The organism is Ruegeria sp. BI7, from assembly GCF_056537925.1.
Window position 1 is genome coordinate 37,448 of record NZ_JBQFSK010000008.1, and the last position, 18,391, is coordinate 55,838.

Annotated in this window: 18 protein-coding genes; 5 read left to right on the forward strand and 13 right to left on the reverse strand. The window is 59.0% G+C overall.

The window, feature by feature from the left end; all coding sequences use genetic code 11:
• Nucleotides 1-6: 6 nt before the first annotated feature.
• Nucleotides 7-1,305 carry a hypothetical protein gene (locus ACR0JB_RS16495; RefSeq protein ID WP_170397843.1) on the reverse strand — a complete coding sequence of 433 codons (1,299 nt, stop codon included), beginning with the start codon at nt 1,303-1,305 and terminating at the stop codon, nt 7-9.
• Nucleotides 1,306-1,611: 306 nt separating this feature from the next.
• On the opposite strand from ACR0JB_RS16495, the gene ACR0JB_RS16500 reads away from it, so the two are divergent.
• The 4 genes from ACR0JB_RS16500 to ACR0JB_RS16515 are packed head-to-tail and all read left to right on the forward strand — an operon-like array spanning nt 1,612 to nt 7,173.
• Nucleotides 1,612-3,711, forward strand: a complete 2,100-nt coding sequence (locus ACR0JB_RS16500) for a hydantoinase/oxoprolinase family protein (protein ID WP_170397845.1) — start codon at nt 1,612-1,614, stop codon at nt 3,709-3,711.
• Nucleotides 3,708-5,357 (forward strand): hydantoinase B/oxoprolinase family protein, encoded by a 1,650-nt coding sequence (locus ACR0JB_RS16505; protein WP_170397847.1) that lies wholly within the window; start codon nt 3,708-3,710, stop codon nt 5,355-5,357. Before ACR0JB_RS16500 ends, ACR0JB_RS16505 begins: the two co-directional genes overlap by 4 nt.
• The gene (locus ACR0JB_RS16510; protein WP_480790078.1) at nt 5,354-6,436 is read left to right on the forward strand and encodes a pyridoxal phosphate-dependent aminotransferase; all 1,083 of its coding nucleotides are present in this window, start codon (nt 5,354-5,356) and stop codon (nt 6,434-6,436) included. Before ACR0JB_RS16505 ends, ACR0JB_RS16510 begins: the two co-directional genes overlap by 4 nt.
• A complete protein-coding gene (locus tag ACR0JB_RS16515; RefSeq protein WP_480706301.1) occupies nt 6,433-7,173 on the forward strand; it encodes a maleate cis-trans isomerase family protein in 741 nt (246 codons plus the stop codon). Before ACR0JB_RS16510 ends, ACR0JB_RS16515 begins: the two co-directional genes overlap by 4 nt.
• Before the next feature lie 9 nt (nt 7,174-7,182).
• Here ACR0JB_RS16515 and ACR0JB_RS16520 read toward each other — a convergent pair whose 3' ends face one another.
• The 11 genes from ACR0JB_RS16520 to ACR0JB_RS16570 all read right to left on the reverse strand — a co-directional run bounded on the left by ACR0JB_RS16520 (nt 7,183) and on the right by ACR0JB_RS16570 (nt 16,193).
• Nucleotides 7,183-8,283 carry an alpha-hydroxy acid oxidase gene (locus tag ACR0JB_RS16520; protein ID WP_480706457.1) on the reverse strand — a complete coding sequence of 367 codons (1,101 nt, stop codon included), beginning with the start codon at nt 8,281-8,283 and terminating at the stop codon, nt 7,183-7,185.
• Nucleotides 8,283-8,837: a sulfopyruvate decarboxylase subunit beta gene (gene comE / locus ACR0JB_RS16525; RefSeq protein ID WP_170507212.1), complete on the reverse strand. Its 555-nt coding sequence runs from the start codon at nt 8,835-8,837 to the stop codon at nt 8,283-8,285. The genes ACR0JB_RS16520 and comE overlap by 1 nt, the downstream gene beginning before the upstream one ends.
• The gene (gene comD / locus ACR0JB_RS16530; RefSeq protein WP_170362110.1) at nt 8,834-9,340 is read right to left on the reverse strand and encodes a sulfopyruvate decarboxylase subunit alpha; all 507 of its coding nucleotides are present in this window, start codon (nt 9,338-9,340) and stop codon (nt 8,834-8,836) included. The genes comE and comD overlap by 4 nt, the downstream gene beginning before the upstream one ends.
• 48 nt (nt 9,341-9,388) lie before the next feature.
• The gene (locus ACR0JB_RS16535) at nt 9,389-9,799 is read right to left on the reverse strand and encodes a universal stress protein (RefSeq protein WP_170397855.1); all 411 of its coding nucleotides are present in this window, start codon (nt 9,797-9,799) and stop codon (nt 9,389-9,391) included.
• A gap of 23 nt (nt 9,800-9,822) precedes the next feature.
• The gene (locus ACR0JB_RS16540) at nt 9,823-10,803 is read right to left on the reverse strand and encodes an alcohol dehydrogenase catalytic domain-containing protein (protein ID WP_480645074.1); all 981 of its coding nucleotides are present in this window, start codon (nt 10,801-10,803) and stop codon (nt 9,823-9,825) included.
• Nucleotides 10,800-11,561, reverse strand: coding sequence for an SDR family NAD(P)-dependent oxidoreductase (locus ACR0JB_RS16545; protein WP_170507205.1), 762 nt, complete (start codon nt 11,559-11,561; stop codon nt 10,800-10,802). Before ACR0JB_RS16545 ends, ACR0JB_RS16540 begins: the two co-directional genes overlap by 4 nt.
• Nucleotides 11,554-12,861 carry a histidinol dehydrogenase gene (gene hisD / locus ACR0JB_RS16550; protein ID WP_170350910.1) on the reverse strand — a complete coding sequence of 436 codons (1,308 nt, stop codon included), beginning with the start codon at nt 12,859-12,861 and terminating at the stop codon, nt 11,554-11,556. Before hisD ends, ACR0JB_RS16545 begins: the two co-directional genes overlap by 8 nt.
• 12 nt (nt 12,862-12,873) lie before the next feature.
• Nucleotides 12,874-14,202 carry a TRAP transporter large permease gene (locus ACR0JB_RS16555; RefSeq protein WP_058282850.1) on the reverse strand — a complete coding sequence of 443 codons (1,329 nt, stop codon included), beginning with the start codon at nt 14,200-14,202 and terminating at the stop codon, nt 12,874-12,876.
• 11 nt (nt 14,203-14,213) lie between these two features.
• Nucleotides 14,214-14,726 carry a TRAP transporter small permease gene (locus tag ACR0JB_RS16560; protein WP_170350908.1) on the reverse strand — a complete coding sequence of 171 codons (513 nt, stop codon included), beginning with the start codon at nt 14,724-14,726 and terminating at the stop codon, nt 14,214-14,216.
• A 111-nt stretch (nt 14,727-14,837) separates the two neighbouring features.
• Nucleotides 14,838-15,983, reverse strand: a complete 1,146-nt coding sequence (locus ACR0JB_RS16565) for a TRAP transporter substrate-binding protein (RefSeq protein ID WP_170507202.1) — start codon at nt 15,981-15,983, stop codon at nt 14,838-14,840.
• A 24-nt stretch (nt 15,984-16,007) separates the two neighbouring features.
• Entirely contained in the window at nt 16,008-16,193 is a 186-nt protein-coding gene (locus ACR0JB_RS16570; protein ID WP_170350906.1) for a hypothetical protein, read from the reverse strand.
• A gap of 138 nt (nt 16,194-16,331) precedes the next feature.
• Here ACR0JB_RS16570 and ACR0JB_RS16575 point away from each other — a divergent pair, with 138 nt between their 5' ends.
• A complete protein-coding gene (locus ACR0JB_RS16575) occupies nt 16,332-17,357 on the forward strand; it encodes a LacI family DNA-binding transcriptional regulator (protein WP_170398108.1) in 1,026 nt (341 codons plus the stop codon).
• Here the strand turns inward: ACR0JB_RS16575 and ACR0JB_RS16580 are convergent.
• Nucleotides 17,354-18,325 (reverse strand): LysR family transcriptional regulator, encoded by a 972-nt coding sequence (locus tag ACR0JB_RS16580; RefSeq protein ID WP_170350904.1) that lies wholly within the window; start codon nt 18,323-18,325, stop codon nt 17,354-17,356. The two genes, ACR0JB_RS16575 and ACR0JB_RS16580, sit on opposite strands and share 4 nt — an antisense overlap.
• Between the last annotated feature and the right edge of the window lie 66 nt (nt 18,326-18,391).

The window sequence follows — 18,391 nt, forward strand, 5'->3', positions numbered from 1 at the left end:
CGGCCGTCAGTGGTGGTGAACAAACCCCGAGCCGAACAGTCCTTCGAGGTTATCCACTCCCTTGTTGTAACGCTCTTTGAAATCAATCGTGGCCAGACGCTCTCCGGTCTCCAGATCATGAACCGAGATCGTATGGCTGGCCAGATCGGCGATGAAATCCACATCGGTCGGATCATCTTCAGCCCCGTTGCCCAGATTCAGCAGATTGTTCTGAACGGCAATCAAATCGCGCCCAGAAGCCGAGGTGAAAAAGATCATATGATGCGCCCCCGGATCGGCGACGATATCCGGCCCGCTGGGCACCAGCTCGGGCAACGCGGCCAATTCATAGCGTTTCACCACACCCGGCAGGGCATGCGAGATGAACAGCTCATCCTCGGTGCCGTAGAATTCCAGAGGTACAGCCGTTTCATTGGCAACACCGCTATAGATCACTTCGGCCTCACCAAAACTCTTGGAACTGGCGTCATAAGGTACTTTCCACGTCTCGAACCCGAACATTGTATTGGCCAGAATGGCCGGTTCGATATCTGGATGCATGCCTGGGCGGGCAAACAGCACCTCGACCGGAGAGGACGGAAAGTCCAGCGGCTTTTCTTTCTCAACCAAGATGTTTTCGATGGGTTCCAACGCGTTCAGATCAATGATCGTCAGCATGTTGCCAACGCCAGTGGCCAGATCCGGATGCACGGTCGAAGTCACGACCATTCGGTCCTCAAAAGCCGAGATGCCATGCGGATACATGATAAACGGGGCACCTTCGCCCACCTGACTTTTACGTGCTTCGATCACTTTGACGACTTCGTTCGTCTGTGGATCAAAAACGCCCACCGAACCGCCATCATCGCCGCCGGTTCCGCCCATGAAGGTCACGAACATGTATTCCTGACCGTTCGAATTGGCCCACATGATGTCTTCACCCACCATCTGTCCCTGCGTATCCAGACAGGTAAAGCCCGAAATTACCGGCGCACCGCCCGCATCGCGGGCCAACCCGACCTCGGCCAGGCTGCACGAGGGATCAAGCCCCGTGGCATAGAGCCTGCCATTCGGGCTGTAATACAGATGGTGCAAGGGATGCTCCATCTCAGGCTGTTCTACTTCGCTGAGGATTTCTCCGAACCGATCCGACTCCGGGTCCAGCTCAATGATTGCGATACTGTGACTCGTATCCAGCGTCGGCAGCCCGCGCAGCAGCACCATGCCCTGGCTTTCTTCGCGGTCCTGCGACAATGCGGGCGACAGACCTGCCAGTATTAGGCCAGCACCGATCAGAACACTACGTGTAGTATGGCTGAATTTCATAACTTCCCCCCCTGAGATGAAATTTAGGAATACTTGTGAATAAGATGCACCTTACCCGACGTCATATCACAATATTGGAATGGAACCAAATTCATGGGGACCGAAAGATTTGTTGACGGATGGGGCATTCCTCACTCAATGTTCTAGGCATCAGAGGATAAGGAACCGAAGCTGTGACAGCCACCCTTCGACAACCGATGATGCGTCGCGACACCGGGTGCGATCTGGTCGTCTAACCCGCGGGGACAGACCGTTATCATCTGACCCGACTTCAGGTTTTTTCCACCTTTTCAGGCTGATACCCAAATGATCCAACCAGATGGATTGCGCATGGCAATCGATATCGGCGGTACGTTTACTGATACCGTCCTGCTGAACAGCGCATCGCAGGTGGTGGCAACCACCAAAACTCCCACCACTCCACATCGCCCCGCCCTTGGTGCCGTTGCGGGTGCCACGCATGTGCTTGAAGCCGTTGGTGCCGATTGGCATCGGGTAACCGGGTTCATTCATGGCACCACTCTGGCCACCAACGCGTTGATCGAACGACGCGGGGCCACGACCGCCACCATCACCACGCGTGGGTTCCGGGATATCCTCGAAATCGCTTATGAGCGGCGCTACAGCCAATATGCGATTGATCTGGTCAAACCCGACCTAATCGTGCCGCGCACCCATTCGCTGACCATCGGTGGGCGCATGGACGTCAACGGGCAGGAACTGGAACCGTTGGACGCGGCGGCCATCGCGCCTTTGGTGGACGAACTGACTGCGCTTGAGGTCGAGGCCGTCGCCATCTGCCTGCTGCACGCCTATGCCAACCCTGCACATGAACTGGCCCTGCGCGATCTGCTGGCGCTGCATATGCCCGATTTGGTCATCTCACTCAGCCACGAGGTCAGCCCCGAAGCGCGCGAGTTCGACCGGCTGTGTACCACCATTGCCAATGCCTACGTGCAGCCGCTCATGGCCGGATATCTGCAGGATTTTGAGGCGCGCTTTCGGCAGATGGGATTAACCTGCCCGATCCTGATGATGACGGCAGGCGGCGGCATGACCACGCTCGACACCGCTGCCCGGCTACCGATCCGTCTGGTCGAATCCGGCCCCGCCGGTGGCGCCGTTCTCGCCGCCCGCATCGCCGAGGCCACTGGAGAGGCGGACGTGCTGTCCTTTGACATGGGCGGCACCACGGCCAAGCTGTGCCTGATCGACGAATATCGCCCCCAGACCGCACGCAAATTCGAAATCTCGCGGGCTGAACGCTTTATCAAGGGGTCGGGTATGCCGGTCCGGATACCGGTGATCGAGATGATCGAGATCGGAGCCGGGGGCGGTTCCATCGCCAGTGTAGACCGCCTGGGCCGCATTCAGGTTGGCCCCCACAGTGCCGGATCAGATCCCGGGCCGGCAGCCTTTGGAAAGGGCGGGGAAAACCCGACGGTCACCGATTCCGATCTGACGCTGGGCTTGATCGAGCCTGGGCATTTTGCCGAAGGACGTCTGCAGATCGATCAGAGCGCAGCACAACAGGCGATGGCGAAGGATGTCGGCGAGCCGTTGGGTTTGAGCCCCGATCAGGCCGCCTTTGCCGTCAGTGAGATTGTCGACGAAAGCATGGCCAGCGCCGGTCGTATGCACGCCGTCGAATCCGGCAAAGACCTTGGCAACCGGCTGATGATCGCGTTTGGCGGCAACGGCCCCCTGCACGCAACCCGTGTTGCCCGTCGCGCCCAGATGCGGCGCGTGTTGATCCCACGTGATCCCGGCGTCGGCTCGGCCGTTGGGTTTCTGTTCGCGCCGGTTTCGTACGAGGTCATCCGGTCACGCTATGCCCGGTTGGACAGCTTGGATATCGACGGGTTGAACCGGTTCTTCGATGGTATGCAGGCCGAAGCGGAACAGGTTGTCCGCGCCGGTGCGCCCGACGGGGCACTGCTGCAACGCCGGATCGCCTATATGCGATATCACGGTCAGGGGCATGAGATCGAAATCCGCCTGCCCGAACGGGCTTTGGCGGCCTCAGATTTAGATGCGCTGAGGCAAGCGTTTGAGACGGAATACAGCCGACAGTTCAGCCGGATCGTGCCCGGCATGACGATCGAGATTCTGAACTGGGGGCTGTCTGTTTCATCGCCCGCACCTGCGCATGAACCTTATCCCGATAACCCGGTCCATCAACAGGCAGAAACCACCGAACAGCGCGAGATCCTGTGCGACATCACCGGAGAATGGCGCGCCGCAGGCGTCTACAACCGCACCGACCTGACGTCCGGAGCCGCGCTCAGCGGTCCGGCGCTGATTGTCGAGGCACAAACGACCACATTTGTTAGCGCAGATTTCAGCGCAACCGTGGATGGCCAGGGCAATATCTGGCTGACGCGGCAAGAGGAGGCACAGGGATGATCCAATCAGATACACGCCTGCAAGTGATGTGGAACCGACTTCTGGCCGTGGTCGAGGAACAGGGGCAGGCGCTGATCCGCGCCGCCTTCAGTCCGATCGTGCGCGAATGCGGCGATATCTCGGCCGGGATATTCGACATGCAGGGCCGGATGCTGGCACAAGCTGTCACCGGCACGCCCGGACATATCAACACCATGGCCGAGGCGGTCAAAACCCTGCGCGCCAGATTTGCCCAGACCGATATGAAACCCGGCGACATCTATATGACCAACGATCCGTGGATCGCTTCGGGTCACCTGAACGACTTTTTGCTGATGATGCCCGTGTTCTTCGGCGACACTGTTATCGGCTATACAGCCTGCACCTCGCATCTGGTCGATCTCGGCGGGTTGGGCATGGGGCCGGAAGGGTCGGATATCTATGACGAAGGGCTGCTGATCCCCCCCTGCAAACTGGTCAGCCAGGGTGAGGTCAATGCTCTGTTGCTTGAGATCGTCAAAGCCAACTCGCGCGAGCCCATCGCGAACGAAGGTGACATTTATGCCTTGATCGCCTGTTGCGAGGCCGGATCGACGAGGCTGGTTCAGATGATGCAGGAATTTGGCATCCCCGACCTGAGCGCGCTGTCCGATTACATCATCGAAACGTCACGTCGCGGCACGTTAGAGGCCATCGCCGGCCTGCCCAAGGGCACATGGCAACACGTGCTGAAAGTAGATGGTTACGACGAAGAGATCGAGCTGCACGCAGCGCTGACCATCGCCGATGATCACCTGTTGCTGGACTTCGACGGTACAGCGGCCTGTGTGGGTAAAGGGATCAACGTGCCACTGAACTATGCAACCGCCTATTCCGTCTTTGCCCTGCGTTGCATCATCGGGGCGGATATCCCGAACAATGCGGGTTCGCTCGATCCGTTTCGGGTGACGGGCCCCGAGGGTTGTATCCTGAACGCGCAACCTCCGGCACCGGTGGCGATGCGACATACGTTGGGGCAGATGACCCCCGACCTGGTCTATGGCTGCCTGTCGCAGGCCCTGCCCGACAAGGTTCCAGCCGAGGGGGCATCATGCATGTACGATCTGCCCCTGCGCCACGCGCCTGAAGCGATCGACCGGGGCGATGACCAGTTTGCGTTGGAATTGGTGTTCAATGGCGGCACAGGCGCACGCCCCGGGCTGGACGGTCTGTCGGCCACGGCCTTTCCCAGCGGCGTTTGGGGCAGTCAGGTCGAAACCACTGAGGCGGTTGCCCCTGTGCTGTTTCACCGTCGTGAACTGCGGCCCGATTCCGGTGGCGCCGGGCGTCTGCGCGGTGGTCTGGGGCAGCATATTGAACTCAGCGCGTCCAAGGATCAGGATTTGATGCTGTTCCTGTCGGTCGAGCGGATCAAGAACCCTGCCAACGGCCGAGAAGGTGGGTTGGACGGCGCGCCCGGTCGCATCACCGTGATGCCGGAAAACCGCCAACTGCCGGGCAAAGGTGAGGTTCGGATCAAGGCCGGTGAAACGCTGATCTTTGAAACTCCGGGTGGGGGTGGCTTTGGCTTGCCCGAGGAACGCCCGGAGGAAGCGGTGCAAAGCGACGTCCGCGCGGGTCTTGTCAGCGAGGCGATGGCCCAAACCCAGTATCGGAGGCAAACATGACCCAACCGCACCCGCATATTGCGTGCATGTCCCCCTATGCGCTGGCCAACCTTGACGCGCCCGAGGGCAAAACCCTGATCTCGCTGTCGCAAAATGAAAGCCTGCGCCCGCCCAGCCCCAAGGCGACCGAGGCGGCGGCGCAGGCGTTGGGCAGCTCGATGCTCTATCCCGATCCGGACTGGACGGACCTGCGGCACGCACTGTCCGAACTGCACGGGATAGATCCCGATGGTATTTTGTGCGGCAACGGATCGCTCGACCTGATCGGATGTCTGGCGCGCGTGTTCGCAGGGCCAGACCGGGCGGTGCTGGCGCCCGCCCATGCCTATCCGTTCTTTCAAACGGCGGCGCAGGTGACAAACGCGCGGTTCGACCCTGCCGCCGAAGTAGATGCCGTCGTCAGTGTCGATGCCATGCTTGCCGCGGTCCAACCGGATACCGGGATCGTCTTTGTCGCAAACCCCGGCAACCCGACCGGCACGCGCATTCCGAAAGCCGAACTTGTCCACCTGCGTCAGGGCCTGCGGCCTGACATTCTGTTGGTGATCGATGAAGCGTATGGCGAATTTTCTGATCACCTGGGCGAGCGGTGTTTCGATCTGGTTCAGGGCGGAAACACAGTCGTTTTACGCACGTTTTCAAAAGCCTACGGCATGGCGGGGTTTCGCGTCGGGTGGGGTCTGTTCCCACCTGCCATCGCCGGAGAGTTGCGTAAAGTGATGAACCCGAACAACGTCCCGGCCAGCGCCCAAATCGCTGCCGCGGCAGCCGTGCGGGACGATGCCTATATGCGCGAAACCTGCGCGATCACCGCAAGCTTGCGGGATCAGGCGAGGGCCCAGTTGAAACAGGCCGGGTTCGCGCCTTATCCCAGTTTCACCAACTTTGTGCTGCTCAACATGGGCAGCACCGAAGCCGCAGCAAGCGCGGACCAAAGGTTGCGGTCCGAGGGCGTATTCCTGCGCCCACAAGGCGGCGCGGGCTTGCCTCATTCCCTGCGCATGACCGTCGGTCCGCAGGCGGCGATGGTCAAAGCGATAGAAATCCTGACGCAATGGAAACAGGAGGGACAGATATGACAGCTTCCAGAGGGCGGGCCCGGTTCGGCCTGCTGGTGCCCTTCACCAACACCAATTTTGAGCCTGACCTGGCCCTGATGTCCCCTACAGGCGTTTCACTGCACGTAGCCCGATTGGGTGGGTATGACGAGGATGAAATCCCCGACGAATCCCAGATGCACGATCTAGGGGCCGCCGACTTGGATGAGCCTTTGCGCCTGTTGATGGGAACCAAGCCGGACGTAGTCTTTTACGGATGCACCTCGGCCACGCTGACTCATGGCCCAGAGTTCGACCGAGATCTGGCCAACCGCATCAGCGCCGATAGCGGGGCCAAGACGGTGACCGCAGCAGGGGCGTTGGTGCATGCGTTGTCCACCTTGGGGGCCAAGCGTATCGGTTTCGCCTCGCCCTATGTTCCGGCGATCAACGACATGGCGATTGCTTTTCTGGGCAAGCTGGGGGTGGACACGATCCAACGCTCGGAAGTGTCTGAACCGCTTGGCAATGAAGGCCAGGGGGCGTTAGAGCCGGATGCCGTATTCGAACTGGGCCGCGGGGCTGATCACCCCGAGGCCGACGCGCTGGTTCTGTCCTGCACCGACATGCGCAGCGTCGAGGTCATAGCCCGGCTGGAAGACGTGGTTGGGAAACCGGTGATCAGCTCGAACCAGGCGATGCTGTTTCAGGCGTTGCAACTGTTGAATATCGATGGACCCATCCCCGGGTACGGACAGCTATTGGAACGCGAAAGGTGATCCGAGCGGTCAATCCTTCAGTTCACCAACGGATGTCACTCCGATTTGGGCCATGGTGATGCTGAATTCTTCGCTCAACACATCCCAAAGCTGCTGCAGGCCCGCCTCGCCTGCGGCGGCCATGGCAAATTGCAGGATGCGGCCAAAGAACACATAATCCGCACCCGCGGATAGGGCCTTTATGGCGTCCTCACCGGACTGCAACCCGCTGTCATAGAACAACGGGTATTCTTCGCCCACGGCGGTGCGTATCTCTCGCAGCGCTTCAATCGCCGCCGGGGCGCTGTCCAGCTGCCGCGCGCCGTGGCTTGAGACCTGAAGTGCGTCCGCGCCCGCTGCTTTCACGGCCAGCGCGTCCTCTGGGTCCAGCACCCCTTTGACGACCAGCTTGCCCTCCCATTGATCGCGCAGACGGGCCAGCGTCTCCCATGTTGCCTTTGCGCGGCTTTCGGTGCGGTCGAACTCGTAACCCTCAGTCAGAAAGTTCGCCATCTGAGGTTTACCTGCCATCAGGGTTGAAAGGGACCACTTCGGATGCAGGGCAAAGTCCACGAATTGGCGTGGGCCGATCCGAAAGGGCATCTTGAACCCATGGCGCAGCTCACGTGGGCGTCGCCCGACCTCGGGAACATCCACGGTCAGCACCAGCGTCTCGTAACCTGCAGCGCGGGCGCGATCGACCAGCTTGAACGTGCCCGAGCCGTCGCCGCTGAAATAAAGCTGGAACCAGGCGTTGCCTTCGGCTTCGACAACAATCTCCTCCATCGACGTCGAAGCGACCGTGGACACGCCCAAGGGCACGGAATACCGCGCGGCCAGACGGGCCAGCATCAGATCAGCCCCGGGTGCGGACAGGTTACACATGCCCATTGGCGCGATGCCGAAAGGGCGTTGTGTGGGCTGGCCGAAGACTTCGGTCGCCAGAGACCGTTCGCTGACGTCCCGCAACACCCGCGGGCGTATTGTCATAGCGTCCAGGGCGGCACGGTTGCGGGCCGCGCCGGTTCCAAGCCCCGCCGCGCCGTCAATATAGTCGAATACCATCCACGGCAGACGCCGCCGCGAAATGCGGCGGGCGTCTTCTGCGCTGTGGATCGCGTTGCTTGGGATCAAGCCTGAACGGCCTTCATAAAGCGGTCACGGATGACTACCGGATCCATTGTGATGACAGGCATCTTGGCATTCCCGCTTTCGCATTTGCTGACAATGATGGTCATCTGTTTGGCATCCAGCGCCTCTTGCAGCACACGGCCTGTCTCTTCGGCCTGGCATTCGATCACACGTTCGCACCCGGCAGCCTCGGCCATTTTCGCCAGCGAGGTTTTCTGCCCCGCATAGGTCGGTTGATCCCCGGTCGAGCCATAAGAGCCATTATCGACGATCAGCAGGATATAGTTATCGGCCACGTTGTTGGCGATGGTCGGCAGCGTGCCGAGATTGGTCAGGATCGAACCATCCCCGTCAATCACGATCACCGGCTTCGGCTGCGACAGCGACAGCCCAAGACCGATGGATGAGGCCAGCCCCATCGTGCCCAGCATATAAAAATTGGTCGGCTGATCATCGATGGCGTGCAGTTCCTGGCTGGGGATACCGATGTTGCAGACAACCAGTTGATCACGCAGGATCGGGGCGATTTCTTTCAGAATCTCAGAACGGATCATTGGTCGCCGTAGCCTCCCCAGAAATTGGCATCGGTCAGGATTGCGACCGGCTTGTTGCACATGAAGGTGTATTTCAGGATTGCATCCAGTTCCTCGACATCCGCCTGATGGTGAAAGTGGTAGGTCGGGATGTTCATCTGCGCCAGCAAGGCTTTGGTGTGCACAGCCATCTCGACCTGGCAGGCCACGGGCTCGCGCAGCTCTCCACGATACGATATTAGCATAGGCAGCGGCATGCGATAATACTGGATCAGCGTTGCCAGCGTGTTGATGGTCACTCCAATCGCCGTGTTCTGCATGATGATGGCCGGGCGCTTACCGCCCATCCACGCGCCTGCGCACAGGCCCATCCCTTCGTCTTCCTTGTTTGACGGGATGTGGAAAATCTCGTCCCGCGCGTCGATCTCCTCGATCACGCCAGCAAGCTGCTTACACGGGACGGTGGTTACAAACGAAATATCGTTCGCCACCAGATCGTCAGTGATCTTCTTGTCTATGTTCATTTCCGGTCTGTCAGTCCTGTTTGGGGCGCCCGGGGCGCGATTGATGGTTCAGATGCTGCGATGCACATGCACCGCACATCCGGCATGACGGACGACGCGCGACGCGGTCGATCCCAGAAAATAGTCGCTGAGGCCCGGCTTGTGCGAACCGATGACGATGCAGTCAAAATTATTGCTGTTGGCGTAGTCAATGATGCTCCGGGCGGTGTGGCCCTTGACGATCTCGGGCTGGATGCCCTCAAGATCCTCAGTCTTTTCTTTCAATACTCTGGCAGCGGCCCGAAAGCCTTCCGCGACCATCTCTTTGTCCAGATAGGCACTGACCGAACCCTGTGGCATCTCATAGACGTGCAGCGCGACGATCTCGCCACCCTCGGCGGTCAGCGCGCGGGCGACCTCTAGCGTGTGTTGCGAAATATCGTGATCCAACGCCATTGGAACCAGAATTTTCTTATACATGAATCCCTCCGTTTCTTCCGGGCCTATGCCCACGGCATGAGGATGATTTTCGGTGCCGCAACGACCCCATTGCGCAAGTCACGAAACGCCTCGGCGCCTTCAGACAGGGCCCGTTCTTCAACCCAATCCAAACCACCCAATCGGCCATCAAAAATGGCCTGCGCGGTTTGCCGGAAATCCTCGGCCGTATATGTATAGGTGCCGATAAAAGTGATTTCCTGCAAGGTCATGCGACGTATATCCAGCCCTCCGGCGTCTTCTCCCAACCCGACATGGGCAATTACCCCGCCCGGCTGAACCATCGTTGAGGCCATGGACCTAGTGGCAGCAAAACCGACCGCGTCGATCACAAGGGAGAAGTCTTGCATCGTCTCTTTGACCACGTTGAACGCACCAGTGCTCTGCAAATATGCGCGCCGTCCGTCGCTGGGTTCGACGATAACCACATCATCAACATCCATCGCAGACAATGCCAGCGCTGCGGCCACACCGATGGCGCCGCCGCCAATCACCAACGCTTTGCGATCCATCGTGGGATGCAGCGCCTCAAGGCTCAGCCGGACCGCGTGCCAACTGACCGCCAGAGGCTCGGCCAGCGCAGCCATTGCAAAGCTCACGTGTGCCGGTACTTCGACCAGATTGCTGGCGGGCATGGCGACATATTGGGCAAAGGCCCCTTCACGCGGTGGCATTGAAATGATCTGACGGTCGGCGCACAGGTTCTCGCGCCCCGACTTGCACGCGCTGCACTTGCTACAACTCACCAGCGGGTTGATGGTGACGCGCGCGCCATCGCGTGGGCCGCCTACAATCGTGCCTGCGGCCTCGTGCCCAAGGATCAAGGGTGCCGGGCGGCGTGCATCGTGGCCCAGATAGGCGTGCATGTCCGATCCGCAGATACCAGCGGCCTCGATCCGAATAAGATGTTCGGCTTCCCGCGGCGCAGCATCCGGGACATCCCGAAAGGCCACTTGTTCTACACCTTCATAGACCAGAGCTTTCATTTCGCCGTAAACCCTCCGTCAACCATCAGCACCTGCCCGGTGACGTAATCCGAGGCTTTCGAGCACAAAAAAAGGATCGGCCCGTCGATATCCTCAACCCGCCCGTTGCGCTGGGTACAAGTCTGAGCCGCGTTGCGAGCGGCACGTTCGGGATCATCAAACACGGCTTGGGTCAGTTCGGTCGGGAAGAACCCCGGCCCGATGGCGTTGGCGGTGATCCCGTGCGGCGACCAGGCCTCGGCCATGGCGCGGGTCAGTTGCCCGATCCCGGCCTTGGTTGCACCATAAGCAATGCCCCCCGGAAAAGCCCGTGTGGTTTGCAGCGAGGCGAAATTCACAATCCGTCCCCAGCCGCGTTTCTTCATGGCAGGCACCATCGCCTGGCTCAGGAAAAACGGCGCGCTCAGATTCAGCGCGAGCGTCGCATCCCAACCTTCAGCGCTGACATCATCCGCTGCTTCACGCGTGTTTACCCCGGCCGCGTGAATAACAATGTCCGGCGCCCCGAATTTCGAGCCTATCTGTTCCACCAACGCCCCTGTCACCGACCGGTCCGCCACATCGGCAACCACGGTTTCGGCACGCTCACCGATTTCGCGTTTCAAATCTGACAGCGCCTCGGCCCGGCGGGCCACGCCAACCACCTGAGCACCGGCAGCAGCCAGAACAACCGCCACCCGGCGACCAAGCCCCGAACTGGCCCCGGTCACGCAGGCCACCCGCCCCGTCAGATCAAAGAGAGATCGGGGGTCATCCATCTGAGGTCAGATCAAACTGTTCATCAGGAAAATACTTGGCCAGACGAACATCTGCCGCCCGGGCGTGCCCCTCCATCCCTTCCAGGCGGGAAATCCGGGCAGTTGCCACAGCAATGGGCTTTGAACCTTCGCGCGTGGCCCTCTGCCAGGTGACGATTTTCATGTACTTGTGAACACTCAGCCCGCCGGTATAGCTGGCGGCACCCGATGTCGGCAGCACATGGTTGGTTCCGGTCGCCTTGTCGCCGTAAGAAACCGTCGTTTCCTCACCCAGAAACAACGAGCCATAGCAGGTCAGCCGGTTCAACCACCAATCCAGATCTTCGGCCTGAACGGTCAAATGCTCGGGCGCGTATTCGTCAGAACAGGCCGCCATTTCTTCACGATCCGAACAAACGATCACTTCGGCATAGTCACGCCACGCGGCTGAGGCGTTTTCGCGGTTCAGTTCCGGCAAGTCTTCAATAAGCGTTGGCACCAACTCCATCACTTTTTCGGCCAGGGCACGATCATCGGTGACCAGCCAAACCGGCGAGTTGTAGCCGTGTTCAGCCTGAGAGACCAAATCGGTCGCAACCACATGCGCATCGGATGAACTGTCGGCAAGGATCAGGCTGTCAGTAGGCCCCGCGATCATGTCGATGCCGACCTTGCCGTAAAGGATACGTTTGGCTTCGGCGACAAACTGATTGCCAGGACCAACCAGGATATTGGCGCGCGGCAATCCGAACAGGCCATAGGTCATCGCGGCCACACCCTGCACGCCGCCCATGGCCAGAATGCTGTCGGCCCCGCAGATATGCGCCGCATAAACAATCGCCGGGGCAACCCCTGCGCCGGGACGCGGAGGGGAACAGGCCGTGATATGGCGGCACCCGGCAACCTTGGCCGTCGTAACCGTCATGATCGCGCTTGCGATATGGCTGTACCGGCCACCAGGCACATAGCATCCCGCCGCATCCACCGGGATTGCCTTTTGACCAGCGACGAAACCCGGCACGATCTCCATCTGAACATCGGACACGGTTGCCTTTTGCGTTTCCGCAAAGCGGCGCACGTTGTCATGAGCAAATCGGATGTCAGCTTTCAGTTTTTCCGGCACCAGCGCTATGGCGGCGTCAATCTCGTCCTGAGTCATTAGGACATTGCCGTCGAATTTGTCGAACTTGGCGGCATATTCCATGGCCTTGGCGTCGCCACCTGCCTCGATATCGGCAAGGATGGTCTTGACCGTTTCATGCACTTCGGACGCATGAGATTCAGGGGTCAGCGTCGCCTTTTTCAGATAGTCACGAGGCATAGTCAGCAAGTCCTATTGGTAGATTTCAGGTAGCAAAGTGGTCGACACCGCCGGGACATACGCGATCAGCAAAACCACGATCAGCATCGTTAATACGAAAGGCACAGCACGTGCGGCAATCTTCAGAATGGACTCGCCTGTAATGCCAGATACGACAAACAGGTTCAGGCCCAGAGGCGGGGTAATGAAACCCACACCCAACGCGGTGATCATCATGATACAGAACTGAATTTCGTTCATGCCGATATTGTCCGCCAACGGCTTGAGGATGGGGGCAAGGATGACGATATTCGGTGTCGTTTCCATGACGCAGCCAGCGGCGATCAGGATGCCGATCATCAGCAGGATCAACAGATAGGGGTCATCGGTCAACGATGTGATCGAGGCCACGAAACCCTGCGGCACACCCATGATCGCCAGCGCCTCGGCTAAGGGGGCGGAGAAGGCGATGATGGGCAGGATAACGCCGTTCACCTTGGCGGAACTGACCAGCATTGAGGGGAAATCGGCCAGCGTCAGCGTACGCAGGATAAAGCCCATGATGATAGTGACAACAACGGCGGTGGCGCCGGCCTCGGTCGGAGTCAGACGCCCCGAGAAGATACCGTAAAAGATAATGCCTGGCACGATAAAGGCGTACCAGCCGGATTTCAGCGCTTTGCCTAGATTGGCCAGCCATTCGCCCATGGTCATCATGCCACCGCCCTCATAGGCATAGAGGCGATTCATGATGATGTTGGTGACCAGGATCGATACCAGAATGGCCAGACCGGGGATCAACGCCGCCAAGAACAGGGTCGAGGCAGAAATACCCAACACAAGACCGATGATGATATAGGCGATGGACGGCGGGATCAGGATACCAGTACAGGCACCGGCGGCCACCAGCGCGCAGGCATAGGGGCGCGGATAACCACTTTCGACCAGCCGGTTGATGGTCATGCGGCCCACTGCGGCAGCCCCCGCCGCGTCCGAGCCGGAAATGGCCGCGAACATGCCGCAGACCAAAACGGTGGCGGATCCGAAACCGCCCTTGGCGAAACAGGTCAGCGCCTCGGCTACATCCAGAAACTTGCGCGATAGCCCAGTGCGCACCAGCACGTCACCGGTCAGGATAAACAGCGGCACAGCGGTCAGGGCAAAAGCGTCGATGCCGGTGAACAGGCTTTCGCCAACAAGGCTGAGCGGCAGGTCGCCCGACATAATCAGCATGACAATCGCAGCCGTACCAATCGCGGCCCATACCGGAACCGCAAGCGCGATCAGGCCCACGAACATGATTACAGGCAGATAAAAATCCCAGCCCAGCTCAACGGTTTGATTGAGGGAATTCCAGAGCATCCTGTTTCTCCTCAGTCAAACAGCTTGTCGCCTTCGAACACGGGCGTGCCGTCACGAAGGGATTTCAAATCACGCAGGAAGGATTGGATCAGACGCCAGATCATCAGCGCGAATCCGGTGGGCACCGCCATCAGGAACCACACCTTGGACACTCGCAGCCCGTCCGTCACCGAGCCGAACTTGGCCGAAACGTGGACCGCCTCGAACGACCAGTAAAGTGCAATGATCGCCACGACGAACATCACCAGGTCGCCGAATATATACAACAGCGCTTTGGGTCGTTGCGGCAAGTAATGCATGATTACGTCGATGCGGATATGGGCGCGTTCCCGGACCGCAGCCGCAGCCCCGATCCAGGCAAGATAAATGAAGGAATAGCGAACGATTTCCTCACCCCAGATCGAAGAAAACGCGAAAATCTCTCGCCGCAGAACCTCGATGGCCATTGTAATCACCAGCATCACGTAGAACACCAGCAGCAGCCAGCGTTCGGCGTTGCGGTCTATGTTTTGAAGAACGGTCATCGTATCCCTCGACAAAAGAGCAGTCAGGCGTTGGCCTTCTGTTACGGGCCGGTTTCGGCCTGACTGCTAAGGATGATAGCGGGCACGTTGGCTGCGCCCGTCGGCTTGGTATTACGCGTCGTGGACGTAGTATTTGCCCTGCGTTCCGGCCGCTTCGACCAGCTTTTCAAAATTGTCCATTGATCCGGCCAACTCGGTCTTGAACGGATCCCATTCCGACCGCTGATAGCCACCGACATCTTTCCACTCGGCCAACTGATCATCTGTCAGCGACTGGAATTGCACACCGGCCTTGTTCAGTTCAGCCATGGCAAAGGCGCGGGCCGAGGGTACTTTGGACAGGTTCTGGTGGCTGGTCATTTCCGCCCCCCACATGATGCCTTCCTGCACATCCGCAGGCATCGAGTTGAACCATTCAAGGTTACAAGAATAGACCTGACTATCCGGCACCGCCTGCGTGAAGGTCACGTTGCTGAGAATGTCTTTAAACCCAAATACATAAAGCGCGCCGACCGACGGATCGAGCGCATCGGCCACGCCTTGTTTGATTGCCGAAGGTGTTTCACCCCAGGCCACCGGCGTCGGGTTCGCGCCAACCATCCGGTAGTATTGTTGCAGCATTTTTGAGCCCGGCACGCGGAACTTCACGCCGCTCATATCTGCTGGTGTGACAATGGGGTTCCCGCCCTGACGCACCGCAACGACACGCGGGTCGATCACCACATAGAACAGCGCCTTGAACCCGGCGGCCTCGACCTTGGGATGGACCTCATTCTTCCAAGTTTCGGAATGCACCAGGTTGGTGAAACGCTGGTTCGAGCCGCACAGATACGGCATGTTAATCAGGTCAACGGTGGACGCGAAAGGCGCAAAGTTCGACAGCGAATGTTGCGCGGCCTGAATGGTGCCACCTTGCACTTTCTGCACCAGCGAACCGCCTGCACCCAACTGACCACCCGGCGCCAGTTTCACATAAACTTTGCCGTTGGTGGCATTCTGGATGTTTTCCTTCAGATCCAGCTGCATGATCGGATAGCTGCGCGACGCGCCCAGCACATAGGCCGTGGCGATCGTCATCACATGATCCGCAGCGTTTTCACGCTCTTTTTCCTCTTTTGCGGTTTGCGCTGCAGCTTCGGATGACCACAGCACTCCGCCTGCTCCGGCCACGAGTGCAGCAGTGAATGCACCGCTAGCGCTGAGCTTCAGGAAATTGCGGCGCTCTGCCGAGGCCAGTTCTTTTCTGTCGTTGTTCATCAATTGCCCTCCCAAGCAAAAAAGTCAGCCGTCGCTTTCTGCGTCGCGGTCAGCTTCCCTTTTCAGAATTGCGACAACGAACAGGATCGACGCCGCGAACAGGACCAACATCTCTCCTACGTCCCCAAGAAACGCGCTGCCCGCAAATGCCCCCATGGCAACGTTCGCAAAATAGATGACGAACACGATGATGGATGCGGTCAGAAACATTTCTCAGGACTCCCTTTGGAATCGGTCCGGCCTCATTTGTAAGCGCTTACATGAAAAATGCAAGCGCTTACATAACAGCTTTCCTTGCGACCCGGTTAAGTTTAGACTTATTGGCAAAAGTGAATGGCGGATTTGAAAATGTCGAAACTTGGATCGGCGCCAACATTGGATGATGTGGCCAAACTGGCTGGCGTTTCGACCGCAACCGTATCACGTTGCCTCAATAACCCAGATCAGGTGGTCAAGGCGACGCGCCAGCGCGTTCAGTCAGCTGTAGACGCGCTGGGTTACGTGCCAAACTTTGCTGCGCGCGTGATGGCAGCCAAGCGGTCCTCGACGATTGGTGCGATTATTCCGACGATGGAGAACGCCATCTTCGCCCGTGGCCTGCAGGCGTTTCAGGAAGAATTGCACCAGCACGGATATACGCTGCTGGTCTCAAGTTCGGCCTACAAACCGGAGATCGAGGAAGAGCAGATCCGAACGCTGGTCGCGCGTGGCGCGGACGGCTTGCTGTTGATCGGACATGATCGCAAACCGCAGATTTACGAAAACCTTGAGCGATGGAAAATTCCAACTTTGGTCGCTTGGTCATACCTGCCCGATGGGCAGCTTCCCTGTATCGGCTTTGACAACCGTGCGGCAATGGCCGAACTGGCAAACCGTGTGATCGGTTTGGACCACAGAAGGATCGGCGTGATTTCAGGCATCAGCGCAGGCAATGATCGCGCTCGCCTGCGGATCGAAGGTGTACAGGATGCGATCAGACAGAATGATCTGACATTGTCAGACCTGACTATCATCGAAACCCCTTATGAGATTGAAAACGGGGCCGCGGCTTTCTCGGGCTTGATGGCGCAGGATATGCCGCCCACCGCGATCCTGTGCGGCAACGATGTTTTGGCCGTGGGCGCCCTGCATCGGGCGCAGGAAATGGGATTGAGTGTGCCCGGGGACGTCTCCATCACCGGATTTGACGATATCGAGCTGGCCCGGATTGTCACGCCCCGCCTGACAACCGTACACGTCCCGCACCGGGAAATGGGCCGCAGGGCAGCATCAGAGCTGATCGGAATGCTTGAAAACAAGGCAGGTGGCAGCGGTAAGCGGCTGGACACACATATCGTAGTGGGCCAATCCCTCGGGCCGCCTGCTGACAGCTAGGCGGCTTCGGCCTCCATGGTGCGGAAATCATCTTTTAGCCAGGCATGGCTCGCACTCATGGGGTCGGTGAAATGCTGCCGTATCAGCGTAGCCATTACCTTTTGGATAAGTTTCGAGGTTGTTTCGGGATACACCTCGGTTGTGAACAGCGACACGGTGCGCACAAAGTTCCGCCCCGGAAACGGGATCGCCCTAAGACTGTCGTGGAACCTCTGAGCGCGATGGAAACAGGCGGCGGTCGTAATTGCCCAGCCGCTACCCTCGGCAACCAGCCCGATGATCGAGTGATTGCATTCCAATTCGAACCGGTTGGGCAGGTTGTATTTGCTGCGGGTCAGCTGAATCTCGATCTGTTTGCCGATCATAAGGTCGCGTGAATAGCGCAGCAGAGGCAACTCAGCATCAGGCGTCAGCAGATCTTCGGGTGTACCCTGATATCCAATGGGCAGGATCACAATAAACGGATCGCGCATCAGCGGGTATTCGATCAGCCCTTCCGTCCGTTCCGAAGGCCGCGTCGCGACGCCAGCGTCCAGTTTATGCTCTTGCAGGTTGGCGATGATCTCGTGACTAGGGCGCGTATAATGGCGGAAACTGCATCGCGGCAGGGCCTGAGCCAGAAAGCGGAATAAATCAGGCGCGATCTGATTGTCGAAATCGTCGATCAGGGCCAGCCGCAGGTCTGTTGCATGCTGCCAGTTGCCGGATCGGATTTCAGCCTCGCCCCGTTTCAGCACAGTCAGCCCATCGCGAACATATCGCGCAAAAACCTCACCCGCAGGAGTCAGACCCATTGGGCGACGCCCGTGATCGACCAGATCGACGCCCAGCGCGCCCTCAAGGCTACGCAGGTGGTTCGAGACGGTGCTGATCGACAGCCCCGTCTCGGATGCGACCTGTTGGATCGACCCTGATTTGGCCACCAGCCGGAAGACTTCCAGCCAACGAAGGCTCAGAGATTTCGACACCGCAAACACCCATTGTTTCGATTTCTTCGAAACGAACCCAAGCAAAGTTTTGCGCTGGCGGCAATG